The sequence below is a fragment of the Leisingera sp. SS27 genome (assembly GCF_028368855.1).
Classification (GTDB): domain Bacteria; phylum Pseudomonadota; class Alphaproteobacteria; order Rhodobacterales; family Rhodobacteraceae; genus Leisingera.
Genome location: NZ_JAQNCY010000003.1, coordinates 62708 through 84080 on the forward strand (window position 1 = coordinate 62708; position 21373 = coordinate 84080).

20 protein-coding genes and 1 tRNA gene are annotated in these 21373 nt (G+C 62.7%); 9 read left to right on the forward strand and 12 right to left on the reverse strand.

What is annotated here, in order from left to right:
• Positions 1-72: 72 nt before the first annotated feature.
• From N6L27_RS08295 to N6L27_RS08315, 5 genes are all read right to left on the reverse strand, one after another.
• Positions 73-147 (reverse strand) — tRNA-Glu (locus N6L27_RS08295).
• 104 nt (positions 148-251) lie between these two features.
• Positions 252-1991: a single-stranded-DNA-specific exonuclease RecJ gene (gene recJ, locus N6L27_RS08300; protein WP_271906778.1), complete on the reverse strand. Its 1740-nt coding sequence runs from the start codon at positions 1989-1991 to the stop codon at positions 252-254.
• 112 nt (positions 1992-2103) lie between these two features.
• A complete protein-coding gene (gene glpX / locus N6L27_RS08305) occupies positions 2104-3090 on the reverse strand; it encodes a class II fructose-bisphosphatase (RefSeq protein ID WP_271906779.1) in 987 nt (328 codons plus the stop codon).
• A gap of 155 nt (positions 3091-3245) precedes the next feature.
• Positions 3246-4532 (reverse strand): homoserine dehydrogenase, encoded by a 1287-nt coding sequence (locus N6L27_RS08310; RefSeq protein WP_271906780.1) that lies wholly within the window; start codon positions 4530-4532, stop codon positions 3246-3248.
• 115 nt (positions 4533-4647) lie between these two features.
• Positions 4648-4902, reverse strand: coding sequence for a hypothetical protein (locus tag N6L27_RS08315; RefSeq protein WP_271906781.1), 255 nt, complete (start codon positions 4900-4902; stop codon positions 4648-4650).
• A 165-nt stretch (positions 4903-5067) separates the two neighbouring features.
• Here N6L27_RS08315 and N6L27_RS08320 point away from each other — a divergent pair, with 165 nt between their 5' ends.
• Both N6L27_RS08320 and N6L27_RS08325 read left to right on the forward strand, forming a co-directional pair.
• Positions 5068-5655 carry a TetR/AcrR family transcriptional regulator gene (locus N6L27_RS08320; protein ID WP_271906782.1) on the forward strand — a complete coding sequence of 196 codons (588 nt, stop codon included), beginning with the start codon at positions 5068-5070 and terminating at the stop codon, positions 5653-5655.
• Positions 5652-6131, forward strand: a complete 480-nt coding sequence (locus N6L27_RS08325) for a GNAT family N-acetyltransferase (protein ID WP_271906784.1) — start codon at positions 5652-5654, stop codon at positions 6129-6131. The genes N6L27_RS08320 and N6L27_RS08325 overlap by 4 nt, the downstream gene beginning before the upstream one ends.
• Positions 6132-6139: 8 nt before the next feature.
• Here the strand turns inward: N6L27_RS08325 and N6L27_RS08330 are convergent, their stop codons facing one another.
• From N6L27_RS08330 to N6L27_RS08345, 4 genes are all read right to left on the reverse strand, one after another.
• Positions 6140-6442 carry an antibiotic biosynthesis monooxygenase family protein gene (locus N6L27_RS08330; protein WP_271906785.1) on the reverse strand — a complete coding sequence of 101 codons (303 nt, stop codon included), beginning with the start codon at positions 6440-6442 and terminating at the stop codon, positions 6140-6142.
• A 127-nt stretch (positions 6443-6569) separates the two neighbouring features.
• Positions 6570-7481 carry a pirin family protein gene (locus tag N6L27_RS08335; RefSeq protein WP_271906786.1) on the reverse strand — a complete coding sequence of 304 codons (912 nt, stop codon included), beginning with the start codon at positions 7479-7481 and terminating at the stop codon, positions 6570-6572.
• A 181-nt stretch (positions 7482-7662) separates the two neighbouring features.
• Positions 7663-8850 (reverse strand): 4Fe-4S double cluster binding domain-containing protein, encoded by a 1188-nt coding sequence (locus tag N6L27_RS08340; protein ID WP_271906787.1) that lies wholly within the window; start codon positions 8848-8850, stop codon positions 7663-7665.
• Between the two features lie 55 nt (positions 8851-8905).
• Entirely contained in the window at positions 8906-9781 is an 876-nt protein-coding gene (locus tag N6L27_RS08345) for a LysR substrate-binding domain-containing protein (protein ID WP_271906788.1), read from the reverse strand.
• 122 nt (positions 9782-9903) lie between these two features.
• Between N6L27_RS08345 and N6L27_RS08350 the strand changes: the two genes are divergently transcribed.
• Positions 9904-10860, forward strand: coding sequence for an NAD(P)-dependent oxidoreductase (locus N6L27_RS08350; protein ID WP_271907097.1), 957 nt, complete (start codon positions 9904-9906; stop codon positions 10858-10860).
• A 105-nt stretch (positions 10861-10965) separates the two neighbouring features.
• Entirely contained in the window at positions 10966-11442 is a 477-nt protein-coding gene (locus N6L27_RS08355; protein ID WP_271906789.1) for a hypothetical protein, read from the forward strand.
• A 20-nt stretch (positions 11443-11462) separates the two neighbouring features.
• On the opposite strand, the gene N6L27_RS08360 is transcribed toward N6L27_RS08355, so the two are convergent.
• Genes N6L27_RS08360 through N6L27_RS08370 form a run of 3 tightly spaced genes read right to left on the reverse strand, consistent with a single transcriptional unit; the run spans position 11463 to position 14255 of the window.
• Positions 11463-12092: a TadE/TadG family type IV pilus assembly protein gene (locus N6L27_RS08360; RefSeq protein WP_271906790.1), complete on the reverse strand. Its 630-nt coding sequence runs from the start codon at positions 12090-12092 to the stop codon at positions 11463-11465.
• 4 nt (positions 12093-12096) lie between these two features.
• Positions 12097-12633, reverse strand: a complete 537-nt coding sequence (locus tag N6L27_RS08365) for a TadE/TadG family type IV pilus assembly protein (protein WP_039184143.1) — start codon at positions 12631-12633, stop codon at positions 12097-12099.
• Positions 12630-14255 (reverse strand): TadE/TadG family type IV pilus assembly protein, encoded by a 1626-nt coding sequence (locus N6L27_RS08370; RefSeq protein WP_271906791.1) that lies wholly within the window; start codon positions 14253-14255, stop codon positions 12630-12632. Before N6L27_RS08370 ends, N6L27_RS08365 begins: the two co-directional genes overlap by 4 nt.
• A gap of 337 nt (positions 14256-14592) precedes the next feature.
• Here N6L27_RS08370 and N6L27_RS08375 point away from each other — a divergent pair, with 337 nt between their 5' ends.
• The 5 genes from N6L27_RS08375 (at position 14593) to N6L27_RS08395 (ending at position 21361) form a co-directional block, all read left to right on the forward strand.
• Positions 14593-16023 carry a Glu/Leu/Phe/Val family dehydrogenase gene (locus N6L27_RS08375; RefSeq protein ID WP_271906792.1) on the forward strand — a complete coding sequence of 477 codons (1431 nt, stop codon included), beginning with the start codon at positions 14593-14595 and terminating at the stop codon, positions 16021-16023.
• A gap of 268 nt (positions 16024-16291) precedes the next feature.
• The gene (locus N6L27_RS08380) at positions 16292-17545 is read left to right on the forward strand and encodes a sarcosine oxidase subunit beta family protein (RefSeq protein ID WP_271906794.1); all 1254 of its coding nucleotides are present in this window, start codon (positions 16292-16294) and stop codon (positions 17543-17545) included.
• 66 nt (positions 17546-17611) lie between these two features.
• Positions 17612-17881, forward strand: coding sequence for a sarcosine oxidase subunit delta (locus N6L27_RS08385; RefSeq protein ID WP_271906796.1), 270 nt, complete (start codon positions 17612-17614; stop codon positions 17879-17881).
• Complete coding sequence (locus N6L27_RS08390; RefSeq protein ID WP_271906797.1) at positions 17878-20823, forward strand: sarcosine oxidase subunit alpha family protein; 2946 nt, start codon at positions 17878-17880, stop codon at positions 20821-20823. The genes N6L27_RS08385 and N6L27_RS08390 overlap by 4 nt, the downstream gene beginning before the upstream one ends.
• The gene (locus N6L27_RS08395; RefSeq protein WP_271906798.1) at positions 20816-21361 is read left to right on the forward strand and encodes a sarcosine oxidase subunit gamma; all 546 of its coding nucleotides are present in this window, start codon (positions 20816-20818) and stop codon (positions 21359-21361) included. Before N6L27_RS08390 ends, N6L27_RS08395 begins: the two co-directional genes overlap by 8 nt.
• The last annotated feature ends 12 nt before the right edge of the window (positions 21362-21373 follow it).

Below are 21373 nucleotides of genomic sequence, written 5' to 3' on the forward strand. Positions count from 1 at the left end.
TGACGCTCAATCGGTTAAATTCTGCGGGTACTTTCCTGCAGGAAAGCCGTATCATCTAAAGATCTGGAAAAGTGGCAGCCCGTAGGGGAATCGAACCCCTCTTTCCAGGTTGAAAACCTGGCGTCCTAACCGATAGACGAACGGGCCACTCTGTGTGTGAGCGGGTATTTAGTTGTAAGCGCCGGAACCCGCAAGAGAAAAAATAAGCCTTTGTGAAATTTCTTATCCACAGGCGGCAAGCCTTTGAAAAGTCAGGCTTCAGCGGCATCTTCCAGGCGGAGCTGCGGGCTTTGGCGGCCGCCCCAGGTGTTGATTTCCAGCCGTCCGGCAAAGTGAAAGCGCGCACCGCCGTGGTCCAGCAGCCGCGGGCCCAATGCGGTGTCGAATGCGCCAAAGCAAATTGCGTCGACGCCGCCGCCCATACCGTCGCTGAGGGACAGTTTCAGGTGGCTTTCACCCACTTTCTTGGCAAAGCGCACCTGCAGGTCCGGCAGTGCATAGCGCGGGGCGGGGGCGCCGGCGCCGAACGGGCCTGCCTGCTCAATCTGTTCAATCAGATCCACGCTGGCAGCCCCTGGCATCAGGGCGCCGTCCAGTTTCAGATCCGCGGGGCCGCCTTCTCCTGCGCCCTGTTTTGCAAGGAGCTCGCTCAGACGCTTCATCGCGGGTTCCAGCTTGTCACGCATCACGGTGAGGCCCGCCGCCATTTTGTGGCCGCCGCCCTTGACCAGCAGCCCTTCTGCGGCCAGCCGCTGGATGGAGGCGCCGAGGTCGACACCTGAAACCGATCGGCCAGAGCCCTTGCCCTCTTCACCGTCGAAGCCGATCACGACGGCAGGCCGGTTGGCGGCTTCTTTCAGGCGGGAGGCGACGATGCCGACCACGCCCGGGTGCCAGCCTTCGCCTGCCGCCCAAACCAGCGGGGCCTCCAGACCGCGCTTCTCCGCCTGCTCCAGCGCTGCGGCGCGCACGGCGTTCTCGATGTCGCGGCGTTCGGTGTTCAGCTGGTCCAGCCGTTCCGCCAGGGCGGCAGCTTCATGCGGATCGTTTGTGGACAGCAGCCGGGCACCCAAGTCCGCCTTGCCGATGCGCCCGCCTGCATTCACCCGCGGCCCCAGCAGAAAGCCGAGGTGGTACGTGGAGGGCGCTGAATCCATGCGGGAGACGTCAGACAATGCCACCAGCCCGGGCCGGTTGCGCGCACCCATCACCTTGAGGCCCTGGCGCACCAGCGCCCGGTTGGCGCCGATCAGCGGGGCAACATCCGCCACGGTGGCCAGTGCCACCAGATCCAGCAGCGACATCAAGTCCGGACCCTTGGCCCCTGCTTCGCGCAGCTGGCGGCCTGCTTCGACCAGCATCAGGAAGACCACGCCCGCGGCACAGAAATAACCCAGATCCCCGCTCTCGTCCTGCCGGTTGGGGTTCACCACTGCAACGCAGTCCGGCAGCGTCTCGCCGCCCAGGTGGTGGTCCAGCACGATCACGTCAGCGCCCTTGGCGGCAGCAATCGGCTCATGGCTCAAGGTGCCACAGTCCACGCAGATGATCAGGTTGTGGGCGCTGGCAAGCTCCTGCATGGCGGGGACATTGGGGCCATACCCCTCGTCGATGCGGTCGGGGATGTAGAGGGTCGCCTCCAATCCCATCTGGCGCAGCCAGACCAGGAGCAGCGCGGCTGAGCTGCCGCCGTCGACGTCATAATCGGCAAAAACCGCAATCCGCTGCTTGTGCCGGACCGCTTCCAGGAACCGGGCGGCGGCGGGTTCCATGTCCTTCATCTCGCGCGGGTCGGGCAGCAGTTCTTTCAGCTTAGGCTCGAGAAACCCCTGTGCTTCCATCGCAGGCACGCCGCGCCGGGCCAGCACCTGACAGACAGAGCGGGGCAGGCCGGTCTGCTGCGCCATCATCTCGGAGGCGCGATCCACTTCAACCCCGGGACCTACCCAGCGGCGCCCGCTCAAGGACTGCTCAACACCCAAAAAGCTCATTTCTGCCCCTCGTATGCAAAGGCCGGACCCAATACGGACCCGGCCCTTCTTCTGGATTCAAATATCCCCGCCGGAGGCAGCGGCGCAAGCCGCTAACAGGCCCGGGGCCGGTTTACTGCTGGTGCGGTTCCAGCGGTGTGCGGTAGGACATGCGGCGCACCGAGCCGGTCTTGGAGCGCATCAGGAGCGTAGTAGTCTCAACCCAGCCCGGGGTGCGTTTGATCGCAGGCAGCAGCGAACCGCCGGTTACGCCGGTTGCGGCAAAGATCACGTCCTGGGTGACCATTTCGTCGCGGGTGTAAATCCGGTCCAGATCGGTGATGCCGGCCTTGGCGGCGCGGCCCTTTTCATCGTCGTTGCGGAACAGCAGGCGGCCGAAAATCTGGCCGCCCATGCATTTCAGCGCTGCCGCGGCCAGCACACCCTCAGGTGCGCCGCCCTGGCCCATGTACATGTCGATGCCGGTCACATCGCTTTCGGCGCAATGCATGACGCCGGCCACGTCGCCGTCGGTGATCAGGCGGATGGCGGCACCGGTTTCACGCACTTCGGCGATCATCGCCTCGTGGCGCGGACGCTCCAGGATGCAGACGGTGATGTCGGAGGGGGCGCAGCCCTTGGCGGCAGCCAGCGCCTCAACCCGCTCACGCGGGGGCATGTCCAGCGAGACGACGCCTTCGGCGTAACCCGGGCCGATTGCCAGCTTGTCCATATAAGTATCCGGCGCGTGCAGCATGGAGCCGCGCGGGCCCATGGCGATCACGGTCAGCGCGTTCGGCATGTCCTTGGCAGTCAGCGTGGTGCCTTCCAGCGGGTCCAGCGCGATGTCGACGCCGGGACCTTTGCCGGTGCCGACTTCCTCGCCGATGTACAGCATCGGTGCTTCGTCGCGCTCGCCTTCACCGATTACCACGACGCCTGCGATATCCAGCAGGTTCAGCTGCTCGCGCATCGCGTTGACCGCGGCCTGGTCGGCGGCCTTTTCGTCGCCGCGGCCGATCAGCGAGGCAGAGGCCAGTGCGGCTTGTTCAGCAACGCGGGCGAGGCCCAGCGACAGCATGCGGTCATGAAAAGGCGCGTCAGAGGTGTTCGAAGTCATACCGGAAATCCTGTCTCAACGGGTCAGAAGTGAATGGGCGTTTCAAGCCGAATAGCGCGGGGCGGGGCTGGCTCGCAAGAGGCGATAGGGGGCACGGCGGCAGGAAATCCCGGCCGCAGCGCTGTAAACTGCCATTTTTTGCCGGTTTTGCCGGCTCAAACCTCTTCGATGCGCAGCGCAACGGGGGTGCCGTCGACCACGTCGGTGGCGGTGAGGCCTTCCAGTGCCACGTCCAGAGTGGCGCGGGTGCATTTGTGGGTGACGAACAGCACCGGTGCCACCGGCGCCTTGTGGCTGTACTGGCGCATGCGGTCGATGGACACGCCGGCCTCGCCCAATATCGCGGCCACTTTGGCAAGTGCGCCCGGTTTGTCCAGCAGGCCCATGCGCAGATAGAAGGGGGCGGGCAGGCCGGTTTGGGCGGCGGGCACGTCCTGCAAGGTGCTGGCGGGCTGGCCAAAGGTGGCAATGCGGAGACCGCGGGCGAGGTCTAGGATATCGCCCATTACCGCGCTGGCGGTCGGGCCTTCGCCGGCGCCGGGGCCGCGCAGCACAACCTGCTCAATCGAGTCGCCCTCGATCACCACCATGTTGGTGCCGCCTTCCAACTGTCCCAGCGGCGAATTGTCGGGCACCAGGCAGGGCGACATGCGCTGTTCCAGCCCGCGGGCGGTGCGCTGCGCCACACCCAATAGCTTGATGCGGTAGCCCATATCGGCTGCGGCGCGAATGTCATCCAGCTGGATGCGCTGGATGCCTTCCAGTTCCACTTTTTCAAAGGCCGGTTTGGTTCCGAAGGCGATGGAGGCCAGCAGCGCCAATTTGTGGCCCGCGTCGATACCGCCCACATCCAGGTTCGGGTCGGCCTCCAGATAGCCCAGGCGGCCGCATTCCTCGAACAGGGCGTTGTAGCCTTGGCCTGTGGCCTCCATTTGGGTCAGGATGTAATTGCAGGTGCCGTTCATCACCCCCATGACGCGGGTGATTTCATTGCCGGCCAGCCCTTCGGTCAGGGATTTAATCACCGGGATGCCGCCGGCAACGGCTGCCTCGAACCGGATCACCCGGCCCGCAGCCTCGGCCTTTTCCGCCAGTTTCTGGCCGTGGATGGCCAGCAGCGCCTTGTTGGCGGTAACCACATCCTTGCCAGCCTCCAGGGCGGCCTCGGTTGCGGCTTTGGCAGCGCCTTCGTGGCCGCCCATCAGCTCGACAAAGACATCAACGTCGCCGCGCACGGCCAGCGCCACCGGATCTGTCTCCCAGGCGTAGTCCTTGAGCGGTACGCCGCGGTCCTTGTCCGGATCCCGGGCCGACACCGCGGAGATGACAACAGGGCGTCCGGTCCGCGCCTCCAGCAGTGCAGCGTGACGGCGGATGATTTTCACCACGCCGATGCCGACGGTGCCCAAGCCTGCGATCCCTAGGCGTAGCGGTTCTGTCATGGCTGGAGGTCCTTTGTGCGAAACTTGTCCGCTTCGCCTTAGCGGGTTCGGCGCAGGCGTGCAACGCCGCCGCGGAACAAGGCGCGGCAGTACGGGCAGGAATACCGCGGAGGGGTCAGAGTTCGGCGTTTTTAACGGCTTCTGCGCGGCGCCTCAGGCGCTCGCTTCGGGCATCCAGTTCTTCCTGCAGATCCTGGCTGGCCTGTTGCGGCGGATCCAGCGGTTCCAGCGCGTCATCCAGCGGCAGGAGGTCGGGGTAGCCTGCGCCGCGCAGATCCGGGGTCAGCCGGTCCTCCAGTTCTGGCACACGAGTGCAGGCGGCGGCTGCCGTCACGGCCAGAAATATCGCGATCCGTGTCCAAAACTGCATTGCCAAGCCCCATGTTCTGCCGGGCTGTTTTTAGGATGTCCGTCCGGCTGGCACAATTGGATTCACGCAGCTATGGAGTGCTGGTTTGCACCTGCAGGCCTGCAGGGGCGAGAAACGGCGGCATTCGCTCTTTTTTCTGAACATTTGTTCAGTTAATGTCCGGCTATGGCACGTACCCAAGGTTCCCATTCCGATATCACCGGCCCCCGCATCCGCGAGGCGGCCCTGCGGCTGTTTGCGCAGCATGGCTATGCCGCCGTCTCGATGCGCCAGATCGCCAAGGAGGTCGGCGTGCAGGCGGGTGCCCTGTACAATTACACACCGGACAAGCAGAGCCTGCTGTTCAACCTGATGGCGGGCCATATGGCAGAGCTGCAGGCGGCCTGGGATTCGGTGCCGCAGGCGGACAGCGCGCTGGAACGGCTGCGCGCCTTCACCGGCTTTCACATCCGCTTTCACCTGGAGCGTCCGGATGCGGTGTTTATCGCCTACATGGAGCTGCGCAACCTGACGGAGGAAAATTTCACCGTCATCGAATCGCTGCGCCGGGACTACGAAAACGGGGTGGAAGGTATCCTTAAGCAAGGCGTGGAACAGGGCGTGTTCGCCATTCCAGACACCAAGATCGCAACACTGGCGGTGATTGCCATGCTGAACGGCGTCAACACCTGGTACCGTTCCGAGGGGCGGCTGTCGCTTGACGAGGTGGAGCGGGTCTATTGGGGCATGGTGCAGAAGGCGGTCAGCTCGTGAGCCTGCTGAGTTTGACGACCAAGCGGATGAAGGCAGCGCCATGGCAAGATCTGACAGTGGCGGAGCTGGCGGGTTTGTTTGCGCCGAAAGTGGTGCAATGGCTGCCGGACGGGTTTCAGGCACAGGGCAGCGATCAGAGCCGCCGCGAATTCCTGGCGGCTGTGTCGCAGCAAGCCGAAGTGGCGGCCCTTCGCAGTGCAGCGGATGAGGGCATCGGGCTGATCATCCTGTCCATTCCGAAAGCGGGCAGCAGCATCCGGAACCTGGGATATCTCTTTACCGAATCCGCCTGGGGGCAGGGGCTGGCGAGCGAACTGATCGGCGGATTGCAGGCGCATTTCCGCGGCAGCGGCGTCACGCTGTCCGGCGGGGTCATGCGGGAAAACGCGGCCTCGGCCAGGGTGCTGCAGAAATCCGGTTTCACGCCGGAGCGCGCGGCGGCGGAGACCGTGTACAGCTGGTATTCCGGCGCCTGACGGCCTTATCAGCTCAGCAGTCCAAGCAGGTCGTAGTGGTCGATCTGGCGGCTCAGCACCATCGGGTCCTCTTCGGGCAGCACATGCGGCTGTTCCCAGTCCTTGCCGGCAAAGGCCTGCAGCGCCTCGACGCTTTCCCAGACCATAACCACACAGAAGGTGGCAGGCGAATCCGGCCGCGGCAGTCCAGCGGTGACCGAAACAAGGCCCGGCTGGCGGCGCACGTGCGGCACAGCGGTATCGGTCAGAAAAGCCTTGAAGTCCTGGATCTTGTCGTCGCGGACGGTAGCACGGAACACCCGGATAATCATCACTCCCCCCATCGGTCATTGGACGGGGAGAGTATAGCACAACAAGCGTCGCTTTGGCGGGCCGATGCGGATGGTGCGCGGGCTTGATGCGCCGCGCACAGGGAAAAGTGGGCACCGGTTTTCCCGGTCAGTGCGCGGGCTTGATGAAGGTGCCGTTGCGCAGGTCGCGGAAGGCCTGGTGCAGTTCGGCCTGCGTGTTCATCACGATCGGCCCGTGCCAGGCCACCGGCTCGTTGATCGGCGCGCCGGAGATCAGCAGGAAGCGCACGCCCTCGGGACCGGCCTGCACAGTGATCTCATCGCCGGTGCCAAAGCGGATCAGGGTGCGGTCGCCGGACAGGTCACGGATGTTGACCTCCTGGCCAGCGACTTCCTTTTCCAGCAGCACACCTTGCGGAGCAGAGGCATCGGCAAAGGCCGCTTCGCCCTCGAACACATAGGCAAAAGCCCGGCGGTAGGTGTCAATCGGCAGGGTCTTCTTCACCGCTGGTGGAATGCAGACGTCCAAGTACTGCGGATCGGCGGCAATACCGTCGACCAGCCCGCGCTTGCACCAGAAATCGCCGGCGATCACTTTCACGCGGGTGCCGTCGTCGTCGATGATCTCGGGAATTTCAGTGCCTTTGATGTCCTGATAGCGTGGCGCGGTCATCTTCTGGCTGGCGGGCAGGTTGCCCCACAGCTGGAAGCCGTGCATTTGGCCCTTGGCGTTGCCCGCGGGCATCTCCTGATGCAGGATGCCGGACCCGGCGGTCATCCACTGAACGTCGCCCGCGCCAAGCGTTCCCTCGTTGCCCAGCGAGTCGCCGTGTTCAACCGTGCCTGTCAGCACATAGGTGATGGTCTCAATTCCCCTGTGGGGATGCCACGGGAAGCCGCGCAGGTAATCCTCGGGTTTCTCATTGCGGAAATCGTCGAACAGCAGGAACGGGTCCAGTTCTGACGGGTCCTGAAAGCCGAAGGCGCGGTGCAGCTTGACGCCCGCACCCTCGGTATGGGGCTGCGCGTCGCGGGTTTCCAGAACGGGTCTGAGGGACATTGTGTGTCTCCTGTGAACGGTATGTGCCGTCAAAATAGAACGTTCGCAGCCCCGCTGAAACAGGCCGCAGGTCACGCCTCCTGTGCGCAGATGAACAGAGATCCCGCAGCCCGCAGGGCTGCCCGGCCCAACGGGACGCGGTGCCGGAGGCGCCAAGGACGGGCGGGAGCCCTCGTGCTGGTCAGTCCTGACCGGGTGAAGATGCGGCCCACCAGTCAGCCGGTTTGCGCCGCTCGCCGTGTTTTCCCGCCAGCCGCAACGCCAGTTTGCGCAGCGGGCCAAGCGCCAGTTTCAGCCACAGACGGTGCTTGCGCCGGGTGTAATCCCGGTTGAAGGGGCAAACCCGCATGCAGATCGCGCAGTCGGAGGCCATCTTGGCCCAGAAGGAGAAGCATTTCTCTGCATCCGAAGTCCATTTCTTCACCCCCTTGATGGCCGAGACATTGGCGGCCTCCGCCGACGGCGGCCCGTATGGCAGCGCCTTCACCGGGCAGGCATCGGCGCATTTGGTACAGATATCGCAGAAGGCCTTCACCCCCTGCGGTTTCGGGGTGTCATGCGCCAGCAGCAGGCTGGTGAAAATCTTGGAAAACCGCAGGCGCGGCCCGAATTCCGGCGTGATCACCATCTGATTGCGGGCGTATTCGCCAAGGCCGGCCTTCACCGCATAGGGGATCACCAGGCCGGTGTCGTTCATCGACGGCACTGCCTCGTACCCCAGATTACGGATATAGGCGGCAAGCTGCATCACGATGGCGGCCTCATGGCTGTATTCCCGCCCCGTCGCAGCGCCTGCCAGCGCCGAGGGGTAGGTGGCAACCAGTTCCTTGTCCATTTCATGGCCCAGCACGATCACGCTGGTCAGCCCTTCAGGCAGATCATGCGGTGCTTCGGATATGTCGCGGGCATCGACACGGGCGGTATAAAGCCAGCGTTCATCCAGATCGGTGATCCCGCAGAGATCGGCGCCGAAGAATTTGGCGATGCGTTTCACCTCGGCGGACATCTTTGCCGGGTCGTCGATCTCCAGGGCATCTTTGGCCACCGGGGTGTCCGGGCGGATGGCGGCCTGAAACCCTTCGCGGATGCCTTCGTGCGCTCGCCGTGAGGAGACCACGTCGGAAATCAGCCAGGCCGCATTTCGCAGGGCGAAGTCGCGCTGTGTAAACCCGTCGCCGCGCCGGGGCGCCGCTTCCATCCGGTAGGAGGAGAAGAATTTCGTTGTGTGCTTGGATTTTACCCGGTCATCCCAGAAGGCGCGGGTAAAGATGTCATTGCGCTGTGAGAAACGCTCGAAATCATCAGTGACTTCAATTCCTGCGGCTGCATCGCCGTCACGCTGGGGCGGGGTGTTCAGAGGCCAAGGCATGGCGGGACGCTAACCATCTGTCCGGATTCCGGCAAGGGCCGCGGGCGCGCGGCAGTCAGCTGAACAGCGAGGTGACCCAGTCCCGCACCATCGTGACCTCAGCGCTGTTGGGGGCCTCGCCGGCGGCGGGCATCAGATAATGCCCCTGACTCATCGGGATTTCGGTTTTCAGCACTGGTGTCAGCCGACCAAGCGAAAGCGGCAGTTCAGCGTAGCGGCGCATCAGCATGGCTACACCGGCACCGGAGGCCGCCATCTCAATCGCAGCCAGTGAGGTATCGACAAACAATGGTGCACTGCGATCCTTGAGCGGCACGCCGGCCTGCTCCGACAAACGCAACCAATGGTCCTGGTAGCCGTGTATGTGGATCAAGGTTTGGTCGAGCAGCTGATCCACCGACTGCAGCTGCGCCGCCTGCTGAGGTTCCGCGACCGGTATGACGCTTTCCGTTGCCAGCAGATGCGCGCGGCGGTCGAACCAGCCGGATGGCCCCAGCCGCAGGTCGATATCGACGTCCTCATCCTGGGTACTGTCGGCCCAGACGGCGGAGATCAGCCGGATGCGGATATGCGGGTGCGCCGCGTGAAAGGCCCCCAGCCGCGGCGCCACCCACAGGACCGCGGTGGAAACCGGTGCCCGCAAGGTTACAGTCCGGGTTTGCGCATGGCCCAGCAGGCCGCGGGTGGAATAGGCGATATCGGTGAGCGCCTGTGCGACCGAGGGATAATAGGCATGGCCCAGCTGGGTCAGTTCCAGGTGCCGGGCGCGTCGGATGAACAGGGTGATGCCAAAGCTTTTCTCCAGGCTGCGGACCTGGTGGCTGACCGCGGCCTGGGTGAGGCCCAGTTCATCAGCGGCGGCAGTGAAGCTTTGCAGGCGGGCGGCGGCCTCAAAGGCGCGCAGCCAGACGAGGTTGGGCAGATCAGACATTTGCGTTGCAAAATTTCTTAGGGTCAGTTCGCGTTATTATTCGTTTTTCTTTTGGCTCAGGTCAAGCTAGCCCTTTTGCAAGCGATTACCCCCGGGAGGAGAAACGGGACATGAAAACGGAAATGAAGATCGGCTTCATCGGCCTGGGCAATGTTGGCGGCAAGCTGGCGGGCAGCCTGGTGCGCAACGGGCTGGATGTGGCTGTGCACGACCTGGACGCGGCGCTGGTTGGAAAATTCGTGGCGCGCGGTGCCAAGGCTGGCGGCAGCCCCGCGCAAATGATGCAGGACTGCGATGCGGTGATCACATGCCTGCCCAGCCCGGCGGCTTCGGACGCGGTGGTGACCGAAATGCTGCCGCATGTGAAACCCGGCAAGGTCTGGATGGAAATGTCCACCACCGACGTGGCGGAGGTGAAGCGCCTCGGTGCCTTGGTTGTAGAACGCGGCGGTGAGCCGGTCGATTGCCCGGTCTCCGGCGGCTGCCATCGGGCCGACACCGGCAATATCTCGATCTATGCCGGTTGCGAGCGCGCCACTTTCGACCGTATCCTGCCGATCCTGACCACCATGGGCCGCCGCATCCTGCATGTGGGTGAGATCGGCAATTCCTCGACCCTGAAGGTGATGACCAACTACCTGGCCAACCTGAACCTGCTGGCAGTCATGGAAGCGCTGACAGTGATGAAGGCCTGCGGCATGGATCTGGGCATGACATTCGAGGCAATCTCGATGTCCTCGGGCACCTCCTTTGCGCATGAGACCGAAAGCCAGCTGATCCTGTCCGGCTCGCGCGATGTGAACTTCACCATGGATCTGGTGATGAAGGACATCGGATTGTTCCAGACCCTGGCCGACCGCCACAACGTGCCGCTGGAATTGTCGCCCCTTATGATCGAGATGATGAAGGACGGGCAGCGCCGCTACGGCGAACGGGCGCAGTCGGACCGGATGATCGAGCGGCTGGAGGAAGCAACCGGCCTGTCGATCACTGCGCCGGGTTTCCCGCAGGAACTGATCGACGACGAGCCGGAAGAGCCGGGCTACGAGGTAGTCGTGCGCCGCGCTGCTGCGGAATAAGTTTCCCCAAAACAGCACGGCTGCGGTCAGCCCCCGGTGCGCCGGGGGCTGTTTTCTTTTGCGGATCCGGTCTATGCCCGGCAGAGCAGCAAAGGGGAGCAGCGGATGAGCAAGGAAGTTCTGGCCACAATCGAGGCCTCGGCCAGCCGGCGTGTGATGGGAACGGTGATGCTGGGCTTGACCGGCTGCCTGCTGGTCTATGTCGCCTTTGCGGCGCCGCCTTCGCCGGCCTGGCTGCTGTTCCTATTGGTGGTTGGGGCAGGGGCCCTGTGGCTGGCCGTCCGGATGTGGCAGGCTACTGTTCACAGGATTGAGCTCACGCCGGAAGAGCTGCGCTGCTCTGACGGGCAAGTGATCGCGCGGGTAGAGGATATCGAAGCCATCGACCGCGGCTTCTTTGCCTTCAAGCCGTCCAACGGCTTTTTGGTCCGAACCGGCACCCAAGGCAGCCGGGCCTGGATGCCAGGGTTGTGGTGGCGGTCCGGCCGGCGGATCGGCATTGGCGGGGTGACGCCCGGATCGCAGGGCAAGGCCATGTCAGAAATTTTGGCCGCGATGCTGGTGCAACGCGGCCAAAGCTGATTGATTGATCCGTTAACTGATCAGGCCGGCGGCGAAACCTTTTCGGCGTCGTCGTTGTGGTTGTTGCCATTGCCCTTGTCCTCGAGGAAGACAACCTGAGGTGCAAAGCGCGGGCGGGTGAACACGAAGTTCTGAACATCCAGAAGCGGCAGGCCGATGTTGAAGGCCGGGGTCACTTCGTTCCAGGTTTCCACCACGATCACGCGTTCCTGGTCGTACATCGCAGGCAGTTTGTCCTCGGCTTCGGCGATAGAGCCATCGTCCCATTCCGTGAAGGTAGAGCCGCGGACTTTTGACCAGTCGACATAGTAGCTCTGATCGCCCTCATCCCAGCGAACGACAGTGATACGGGTCGACAGGGAGGTGTCGCCGCGCACCAGCTCCGTTGCCAGCGCGTGCATGCTGTCGATGTAGGTCTCGTTCACATAATTGGTCTCGCGCGAGATCAGGTCAGAGACCGTGTAGGCCGCTTTCAGGTTGACGTTCTCCTGGCGGAAGGCGTCGAAGAACGTATAGATCGCGGCGAACATGAACATCAGCAGCGGCGCATAGATGGCGAACTCCATCGAAACGCTGCCCTTGGTGTTTTCCACGAAGCCGCGCAGCGGTCGCGGAGTCCGGTTGGAAAGGCGGGAAATAAGCGTCAGCATGGCGTTACCTCGGTTCCTGGACAAAGGCAGAAGATGCAATCAGCTGAATGCGGCCGTCTTCGTCCTGTGCAATATGGGAGGCAAGCCCCCAGCTCGGGAAAATCGGATTGAACTTCATGCAGGCCCGCAGGAACATCAGTTCGTTGGACTGGCCGTTTTCAAAGCTGCGCACGGGCTGAACGTCGTCAATCACGTCGATACAATCCGGCGTCGGATCAATCTCAGCCATATTGAACGGGTCCAGGCGGATCATCTCCAGCCGCAGCGAGTCCGAGCAGTTGCTGATGAAGCCTGAGCGGGCGCAGATCGCGTCGCGCAGCTGATCGTGCTGCAGGTCGGCGCCGGTGCTGAGGCGGATGTCGCGGACAGTCTGATCCACGGCGCGCTCCAGCTGGGAATGGCGCAGGTTGATGATGCCGAGTTCGACCGTGGCCAGCAGGATCATCAGGAAGGCTGGAACGATGATGGCAAATTCCATTGTTGCATTGCCATCCTCACGGTGCCGGAACCGGCGCAGGGCGGTTTGGATACGGTGTGTCATTGGGTGAGCCTCAGCTGACGGATGGAAGTCGCAATTGACGAGAAGGCGTCGGTGATCTCCAGGCCATCCACGTCAAAGAAGTGGGCGGGGGAGCTGGCGCAGTCCTCGAGGACCTTGATGCCGCCGGACGGGGCTTCGAAGCCGACCGAGTAGACGATAACACCCTGATCCTTAGTGATGTCGCAGATGTGCTTGGTGTGCTGGTCCTTGGCGACACGATTATGGAAGTACCGGCCAGCGTGGAACCAGTCGGCCCAGGCGCTGCTGCTGAACTCGTAGACGTATTTCGCAATCCAGGCCAGCGAGGCGCGGGCGTGCAGCTCCGGATAGGTCAGGCGGGAGGATGTGCCTTCCTCAGTGTGGGTCGTGCAACCGTTATAGTCGCAAGTCTGGTATGTGCCTTCACCGTAGGGGTGGTCTTCCCAGCGGTTCAGATGCTCCCAATAGTAGTTCTTGGTGCCGTTAGAGTGATAAACCGAGTAGCTGTCCGAAGTGGGGTTGTACCACACGTCGGAGTCGCCTTCCCGCCGGGACGGATTGACCATATACTGATTGGTGTTCTGGCCGTCGGACATCAGCACGATGATCTTCAGCGTGTCGCCGCTGCCATAGTCAGTGGGCCGGTCCACGAAGGATGCATCGATTACACCGTCGGCGATCAGGTCGTTCACAACCGGACGTGCAGTTGGGTCGAGCAAAGCGCTGCCCCACTTCATGCCAATGTCGATAGAGGTGTTGCCGCTTGCAGTCAGCTTGTCGATATGCTCATGCAGCAACGTTGCATTGTTGGTCAGAGGCAGGATCTGGGAGCCGTCCCTAGTCGGGCAGACAGGCGTGGAGATCATGTTCTCCGAATAGGTGAACGTGTCGAAATGGGCCGTGCGCTCAAGGTTTTCATCGCGAGGCAGCGTGTGTTTGCTGAACTGATCCTTGATGAAGTTCACGCAGTGAGAATAGTTATGCTCCTGGGTGACGTTGGTGTACTGGCTCAGCAGCTCTTCCCCCACATTCACCTGTGTGGCGTAGGGGATGATCGAGATCGACAGGTTATCGATATCGGTGTTCTGAGTGATCTGATCCACAAAGCTGTGCGCGGCGGCCTTCAGGTTGACCAGCCGGTTGTTGCGGGACATCGAACCGGAAATGTCGAGCACCATGGAGATTTCGACAGCGCCGATGGTCTCTTCGGCCCGGGAGTTCGCGTAAACCGGAAGGTCGCCGACGCCGGCAAACTTCAGCAAATGTGCCGGGAAGGTAGCATTGATCGTGCTTTCAACGCTTTTATAGCCCAGTGACTGTTCCACGTCCGGCTCGCTGTAATAGTCGGCGAGCCCGGCCTTGGTCAGGTATTCCTGAACAACTGTTGCTGGATCCTGCTGCTGATCAAGGTCGGCAGCTGCGAGAACGGCACGGTCCAGCGTGTACTGCAGCGTGGTGCGATCGCGCTCCATCCGCATCAGGTCAACGCCCATACCGCCAGCAGCCAGCATGAGGAGGAGCGTGATAATCATCGGTTTCGCCAGAACGCCATCCTCTTCCCGCAGGAAGCCTTTGACCTTTTCCCGGCAGCGCAGAAAGAGCGGATTGCTCAGCGCAGTTGAATTCTTGTGGTGCTTACTCATTTAAATACCCCCTTCCGGCTGGGGAACGGGCCAGCTCGGCTTCTGCAGCGGAATTCCATTAATTAATGCTTGGTAAAGTGGGCGGAAATGGGGCGGAAATTGGCCGAAAACTCTCCCATTGTTGCGGCTTCGAATGCCAATCCTGCGCAATTCGGCAGGGTTGTGGTCCGGGGTGGGACAATCGCTCTTTGGGTAGTGGCGAATCGCTCGCCGCATGCCGGGAATTGATTCTTTTTGGCCGCAAATGGTCAAAAAGGTCGCACTCCTTAATCATCTCTGCATAGAGTGTCAGCATCATCGGCAGCGAGTCGATGTTTGAGTACGGAGAACTTTTTTCATGAGCAGCCGCACAGAGCCGAGCTTCCGCGAAAGCGTGGACCTGATGTTTAACCGGGCCGTCAAACTGATGGACCTGCCGCCCGGGCTGGAGGAGAAGATCAGGGTTTGCAACGCAACCTACACGGTGCGTTTCGGGGTGCGCCTGCGCGGCGCCATGCATACGTTTACAGGCTACCGTTCGGTGCATTCCGAGCATATGGAACCTGTGAAGGGCGGCATCCGCTATGCAACCGGCGTGAATCAGGACGAGGTGGAGGCGCTGGCGGCGCTGATGACCTACAAATGCGCCCTTGTTGAGGCACCGTTCGGCGGCTCCAAAGGCGGTTTGTGCATTGATCCGCGCGAATATGAGGAGCATGAGCTGGAGCTGATCACCCGCCGCTTTGCCTATGAGCTGGCCAAGCGCGACCTGATCCACCCTTCGCAGAACGTGCCTGCGCCTGACATGGGCACTGGCGAGCGTGAAATGGCCTGGATCGCAGACCAATACGCGCGGATGAATACGACCGACATCAACGCCAAGGCCTGTGTGACCGGCAAGCCGCTGAATGCCGGCGGCATTTCGGGCCGGGTCGAGGCAACCGGCCGCGGCGTGCAGTATGCACTGCAGGAATTCTTCCGCCATGAGGAAGACAAGGCCGCTGCAGGCCTATCAGGCAAGCTGGATGGCAAGCGGGTTGTTGTTCAGGGCCTGGGCAACGTGGGCTACCACGCTGCCAAGTTCCTGTCCGAGGAAGATGGCTCGCGCATTATCGGCATCATCGAACGCGATGGCGGGTTGTTCAATGCTGACGGGCTGGATGTCGAGGCGGTGCGCAACTGGATCGTGAAACACGATGGCGTATCCGGTTACCCTGATGCTCAGTTCCTGGAAAACGGTGCTGCGCTCCTGGAAGAGGAGTGTGACATTCTGATCCCGGCGGCTTTGGAGGGCGTGATCAACCTGTCCAATGCGGAGCGCGTTAAGGCGCCGCTGATCATCGAAGCTGCCAACGGGCCGGTGACTGCCGGTGCGGATGAAATTCTGCGAAAGAAAGGCTGTGTGATCATTCCGGACATGTATGCCAACGCGGGCGGTGTGACGGTTTCGTACTTCGAGTGGGTGAAGAACCTCAGCCACATCCGGTTCGGCCGCATGCAGCGCCGCCAGGAAGAGGCGCGCCATCAGCTGGTGATTGACGAGCTGCAGCGCCTGGATGACGTGATGGGCAACACCTGGTCAATGTCGCCGGACTTCAAGGATAAGTACCTGAAGGGCGCGGGTGAGCTGGAACTGGTGCGCTCCGGCCTGGATGACACGATGCGGGCTGCCTATCAGTCGATGCGCGAAGTCTGGCACAGCCGTGATGACGTGACCGACCTGCGCACCGCCGCTTATCTGGTGTCAATCGACAAGGTCGCCAAGAGTTACCACGCCAAGGGTCTCTGAGAGGTACCCGAAGCGGAAGATGATGGACGGGGCGGAGAGGAAACTCTCCGCCCTGTTTCGTTGCCTTTGACCTGCAATACGTCACCTGCCGTCGCAATTGGTACTAGACACAAGTGAATAGTTCGTGTGTTTTGCGGCAAGGCCATGCTGAAGTGCCGCAACTTGAGCCTTGGGGCTAGGAGCCGCACGCGAAAGCGGGTAGCAATGCGGCCAAAGCCCGGACCGGAATTTTCCGGGTGGCAGAAGTGATTTGACGGGGAGGGACGACATGCGGTTTTCGGGCTGGCGTGTGCTTCGCGAGGGGCTCACCGGAAACAAGGGGTGGAAACCCCATTGGCGGGATCCTGAACCCAAATCCGAGTATGATGTTGTGATCATCGGTGGCGGCGGCCATGGGCTGGCAACGGCCTATTACCTGGCCCAGGAGCACGGAATTACAAATGTCGCAGTGCTTGAGAAGGGCTATCTGGGCGGTGGCAACGTCGGGCGCAATACGACCATCGTGCGGGCCAATTACTATCTGCCGGGCAACTCGGAGTTCTATTCACACTCTCTGAAACTGTGGGAAACCATGGAGCAGGACCTGAATTACAACGCGATGATGTCTCAGCGCGGTATCATCAACCTCTTCCACAACGACGGCCAGCGCGACTCGGCGGTTCGCCGGGGCAACTCCATCGTCAACCAGGGCGATGATGCCGAGATCCTGAGCCGTGAGCGCGTGCGCGAGCTGGCACCATTCCTGAACTTTGAAAACAACCGCTTCCCGATCATGGGGGGATTGATGCAGCGCCGTGCCGGCACAGCGCGCCATGACGCCGTGGCCTGGGGTTATGCCCGCGGCGCCGACATGCGCGGGGTGGATCTGATCCAGAACTGCGAAGTCACTGGTATCGACGTGGAGAATGGCAAGGTGGTGGGCGTGCAGACCGCCCGCGGCCCGATCCGTGCCAAGAAAGTCGCGCTGGCAGCTGCCGGCCGATCCGGCCAGGTGGCAGCGATGGCGGGCCTGACCCTGCCAATTGAAAGCCATGTGCTGCAGGCCTTTGTCTCAGAAGGGCTGAAACCCATTGTTGATCACGTGATCACCTTTGCCGAGGGGCATCTCTATATCAGCCAGTCGGACAAGGGCGGTATGGTTTTCGGCAGCTACCTGGATTTTTACAGCTCCTATGCCGCGCGGGGGAACCTGCCGATGGTGGAGCACACGATGGAGAGTTTTGTGGCGATGGTGCCGGCGCTCAGCAAGGCGCGGCTGTTGCGCAGCTGGGGCGGCATCATGGACATGACACCGGACGGTTCGCCGATCATCGATCATTCGCCGATCGACGGCCTCTATTTGAACTGCGGCTGGTGCTACGGCGGCTTCAAAGCAACGCCGGGGTCGGGCAGCGTTTATGCGCATCTGATTGCCACGGACCGGCCGCACGGGGCGGCCACGAAGTTCAAGCTCGACCGCTTCCGCAGCGGCGTGGGCCTGATGGACGAGGAGGGGACCGGTGCGCAGCATAATCTGCACTAAGCGTTTGGAGCACGTCGGGCATGCCTCCGGCGGGAGTATTTTCGCAAAGATGAAGGAGCGCCGGTCATGAGAATTACCTGTCCGCTCTGCGGTGAGAGGGACCGCCGCGAATTCTATTACAAAGGCGCTGCGCTGGTGCGCCCGGCTGAAGGCGCGGATCTGGACGCCTGGCATGAGTATGTGAACCTGCGGGAAAACCCGGCGGGGCCGCTGGATGAGCTGTGGTATCACGAGATGGGCTGCAATGCTTGGCTGAAGGTCACCCGCGATACCGCGACGCATGAGATCCTGGCGGTGCAACTGGCATCCGAGGCCGGACTGGGAGGTGAGAAATGAGACTTCCCGGAAAAGGCCTGAACCAGGGGGCAAAGCCAATCACATTTGCCTTCAATGGCCGCCATATGATGGGGTTGGAGGGGGACACGCTGGCTTCGGCGCTGCTGGCAAACGGGACGCATCTGGTAGGGCGGTCGTTCAAATACCACCGCCCGCGCGGGGTGCTGACTGCGGGCAGTGAGGAGCCGAACGCGCTGGTGACCATCGGCACCGGCGGCGAGCAGGATCCGAACATCCGTGCCACCCAGCAGGAGCTGTTCGAAGGGCTGGAGGCGCGCAGCCAGAACTGCTGGCCGTCGGTTGAGCGCGACGTGATGGCTGTGAACGATCTGGCGGCACCGTTCTTTGGTGCCGGGTTCTACTACAAGACCTTCATGTGGCCTGCGGCGTTCTGGGAAAAGCTGTATGAGCCGATGATCCGCAATGCCGCGGGTCTGGGCGCGCTGTCGGGCGAGGCGGACCGCGACACTTACGAGAAGGCCTTTGCCTTCTGTGACGTGCTGGTGATCGGCTCCGGCCCCGCCGGGCTGATGGCGGCGCTGACCGCCGGCCGCGCCGGTGCGGATGTGATCCTTGCTGAGGAAGACAGCCGTATGGGCGGCCGCCTGCTGGCGGAGCGCGAGGAGATCAGCGGCAAACCGGGCCACGCGTGGGCCGCCGATGTGCTGGCCGAGCTGGAGACGATGGACAACGTGCGGCTGATGACCCGCACCGCAGTGACCGGCGCTTTTGACCAGGGCACCTATGGTGCGCTGGAGCGGGTCTCGCATCATCTGCCGCGGCGGCATTCGCTGAAGGGCAGCCATCTGCCGCGTGAATGCTTCTGGCGGATTGCGGCCAAACATGCGGTGCTGGCAGCCGGCGCGATCGAACGGCCGGTGGCCTTCCGCAACAACGACCGTCCCGGTATCATGATGGCAGGTGCTGTGCGCGCCTATCTGAACCGCTGGGGGGTGGCGCCGGGCGAGCGGGTGACGCTGTTTGCCAACAACGATCAGGCCCATCGCACAGCGCGGGACCTGCATGCCGCGGGCGTGCATATCGCCGCCGTAATCGACAGCCGCCATGACGCGCCTGTCGACGGACCCTATCAGGTGATCAAAGGCGCACAGGTCTGCGGCAGCGCGGGCCGCCAGCGTGTCGAGAGCATTACCGTGCGCTCGGTCAAGGGCGAGGAGAAGATCCAGACCGACTGCCTGGCGATGTCCGGCGGCTGGAACCCGTCTGTGCATTTGACTTGCCATCTGAACAGCCGCCCGCAATGGAACCGCGAGGCGCTGGCCTTTGTGCCGGCCGAAGGCGCGGTACCGGGCATGGTGACAGCAGGCGCCTGCAACGGCACCTTTTCTACCGCTGGTGCTCTGCGCGAAGGCGCTGAGGCTGCTGGCAAGGTTCTGGAGGCGCTGGGCTTGAAACCTGCCGCTGCCGATCTGCCGGATGCCGAGGATGATCCTTACCGCATCTCTGCTCTGTGGGCGGTGCCTGGCAAGGGCCGCGCCTGGCTCGACTTCCAGAACGACGTCACCGTCAAGGATGTGAAGCAGGCGGCCACCGAAAACTTCCGCTCGGTCGAGCATATGAAGCGCTATACCACCCAAGGCATGGCGACCGATCAGGGCAAGAATTCTAACGTCGCGGCGCTGGCGGTGCTGGCGGATGCCACCGGGCGGACAATCCCCGAGACCGGCACCACCACCTTCCGCCCGCCGTTTGTGCCGGTGTCATTGGGCGCTATGGGGGCAGGGGCGACGGACGAGGGCTTCAAGCCGCAGCGGTTCCTGACCTCGCATGGCGAGAGCGAGAACCGCGGAGCGCATCATTTGGAGGTCGGCCTGTGGTACCGCGCCGCCTATTTCCCGAAACAGGGCGAGACCAATTGGCGTCAGTCCTGCGACCGGGAAGTCACCATGGTGCGCAAGGCGGTGGGCATCTGCGATGTCTCCACCCTGGGCAAGATCGACATCCAGGGGCCGGATGCGGGCAAGTTCCTCGACTTCCTCTACACCAACACCTTCAGCACGCTGAAGGTTGGCAAGGTCCGCTATGGTCTGATGCTGCGCGAGGATGGCTTCGTCATGGACGACGGCACCACCGCGCGGCTGGGCGAGAACCATTACGTGATGACCACCACAACTGCTGCCGCAGGGCAGGTGATGGCGCATATGGAGTTCGTGAGTCAGGTGCTCTACCCCGAGTGGAACGTGCGCTTTACCTCGGTGACCGAGCAATGGGCGCAGTTTGCCGTGGCCGGGCCGAAGTCGCAGGAGCTGTTGGACGGACTGCTGGACGAGGACGTGAACGGCGAGACCTGGCCCTTCATGGGCTGCGGCGCGGCGACCGTGCTGGGCTTCAAGGGGCGGCTCTTCCGGATCTCCTTCTCGGGCGAACATGCCTATGAGGTGGCGGTGCCTACGCGCTATGGCGAAAGCCTGTTCCGCGAGCTGCTGAAGCGGGCGGAGGCGATGGGCGGCGGTGCCTATGGCATGGAGGCGCTCAATGTGCTGCGGATCGAGAAGGGTCTGATTACGCACGCCGAGATCAACGGCACCGTGACAGCCTTTGACCTGGGCCTGCAGGGCATGATGTCCAAGAAAAAGGACTTCCTTGGCAAACCCATGTCAACGCGTGAAGGCCTGATGGCCGAAGACCGGATGCGCCTTGTGGGACTGAAGCCCGTTGGTGCGGCCAAGGAAATCACCGCCGGTGCGCATCTGTTCACGCCGGGCGACCCGGTCGAGCGGATCTATGACCAGGGCTATGTGGCCTCGGCCGGCTATTCGCCGACGCTGGGGCATCCGATTGGTCTGGCCTTCCTCAAGGAAGGACCTGACCGTATTGGCGAAACCGTGCGCTTGGTCGACCATATGCGGGGCGTCGATACCCTGTGCGAGGTTGTCTCGCCTGTGTTCTTTGATCCTGAGGGAGGGCGTGCCCGTGGCTGAACTGACTGCAAAAAGCCCCTGCGACGGGCTGCTACCGGTGACTATCGGCGGAATGAGCCTGACTGAGGAACAACCCGGCAGCATGTGGATCGTTGCCCCCTACAAAGGACAGCAGGACGTGTTGAGCAAGGCCTTGGAAGCGGCGCACGGCATGGCCTTTCCGGCCGTGAACCGGGCAACGGGCAAGGCAGGCAGCCGGGCGGTCTGGTTCGGCCGGGACATGGCGCTGCTGATGGGGCCTGCACCGGATGCCAGCTTGGCCAAGCACGCCGCCCTGACCGATCAGAGCGATGCCTGGGCGGTGGTGCGGCTGGACGGGCAGGGTGCAGAGGACGTGCTGGCGCGGCTGGTGCCGGTGGATCTGCGCCCGCAAGTTTTCAAGCGCGGCCATACCGCGCGGACGGAACTGAAGCACATGATGGCCTCTGTCACCCGCATTGGCCCGCAGGCGTTTCAGGTCATGGTGTTCCGGTCGATGGCGAAAACGCTTGTGCATGATTTGAAAACAGCCATGGAAGCCGTCACGGCACGGGGGTAACCTGCGGGGATC